Origin of the sequence: Microcoleus sp. S13_C3 (assembly GCF_036700905.1) — a bacterium.
Taxonomy (GTDB): domain Bacteria; phylum Cyanobacteriota; class Cyanobacteriia; order Cyanobacteriales; family Microcoleaceae; genus Microcoleus.
In genome coordinates, this window is record NZ_JAUBPT010000350.1 from 1 (window position 1) to 1,486 (window position 1,486).

Annotated in this window: 1 protein-coding gene and 1 pseudogene; both read left to right on the plus strand. The window is 42.0% G+C overall.

Annotated features, from left to right (window positions below; genetic code table 11):
- The first annotated feature begins 137 nt into the window (after positions 1-137).
- Positions 138-680, plus strand: a complete 543-nt coding sequence (locus QUA16_RS36655) for a transposase (RefSeq protein ID WP_333181798.1) — start codon at positions 138-140, stop codon at positions 678-680.
- Between the two features lie 542 nt (positions 681-1,222).
- Positions 1,223-1,486 (plus strand): annotated as a pseudogene (locus QUA16_RS36660) (IS1/IS1595 family N-terminal zinc-binding domain-containing protein); the annotation flags it as partial.

Below are 1,486 nucleotides of genomic sequence, written 5' to 3' on the forward strand. Positions count from 1 at the left end.
ATGAAGCGAAAGTTTCACGTTCCGTTCTGAAGGAGAGGTAGGGGTAGAAATGCCCCTATCGACTCTAACTACCTGAAGCTCAAGGAAGTTGGGCATTACCCCTGCTCCATGAACGAATTAGTAGTTGGTCTTCACCAATAGAAAAAGCAGCTTCCCAACTCAAACTTGTTTGTGAACAGAGCATCAATCCAGTCTTAGCAGTTTTAGATGCTGAATATGGCAATGCAAATTGGGTACTGGCGCAAGCAGATATTCAAGCTGATTGTTTAATGAGAGTCCGAAAGAATGCCGGCTTATGGTCAGCACCACCAGCATATAGTGGTCGCGGCAGACCACGCAAGCACGGTCAGAAAATGAGGCTCTCCGACCCAACCACATGGCTCGAAGCGGATACTGGGATCGCAATTGACGAACATCCAGATTGGGGACAAGTCCGAGTCAGGCAATGGCTTGACTTACATTTTTATCGTGCCGCCGAACAGAGAGTCAATTTAATCCTCGCCCTTAAGAATGAATCCCATGTCAAACGGTCAGCCGTTTCCACCCTTGTGGTTGGCTTGGGTGGGAGAACGAACTCTCCCCAAGCGAAACTGTTTGGTTTAAGTATTTACGACGTTTTGGAGTGGATCATTGGTATAGATTTGCTAAGCAAAGATTACATTGGACATTGCCTAACTTGAGAACTCCCGAACAATCTGAGCGCTGGAGCGATTTAATGCCATTGATGAGTTGGCAACTCTGGCTAGCTAGGGATTTAGTCGTCGAGAATATATTACTGCAGGCAATCGGCTAATATCAATTTAACTCCTGGACGTGTTGCCCAATCAATGTTGTCAGTTTTAGTTGACCTTGGTACTCCTGCGAAAATGCCTAAACATAGGGGAAAATCCCCCGGCTGGGAAAAAGGAAAGGCACGTACTAAGGCACCATATTATCCCACTGTCAAAAAACGGGTTTCTCGACGCAAAAAGTCTTCAAGATTAGCTATTTAATCTTCTCCCTCTTGAGGTGTTGAGTAACAGCTTGCCGGATCTTTAAAGGCAGCTACTTTTAGATGCGCTCGTTTTTTAGTCTAAACTCCAGTTTATAAATAACACAATCAAAATTTTTGATTTTAATATTTCTTGACGCGCTCGAATTTAGATTGAGTTACACTTATGGTATCATAAGTAACTATTACTGGACTCCTTGATATCTGCCAATATTAGTTTAGTCATATAATATGCTACCCTCACGACCAAATTGCCCTGATTGTGGTTCAAATCACATAGTTAAAAATGGTAGAATTCATAATAAAAAACCAAAATACAAATGTCAAAGTTGCGGTCGCCAATTTGTCGAAAATCCGACCAAGAAAGTAATTAGCTCACCAACAATCATATTTAATAGATCGACTTCTTTTGGAGAAGATTTCTTTGGCTGGTATAGCTAGAAGCACGGGTGTTTCTCAAAAATGGTTACAGGATTACGTAAATAATAAATATGC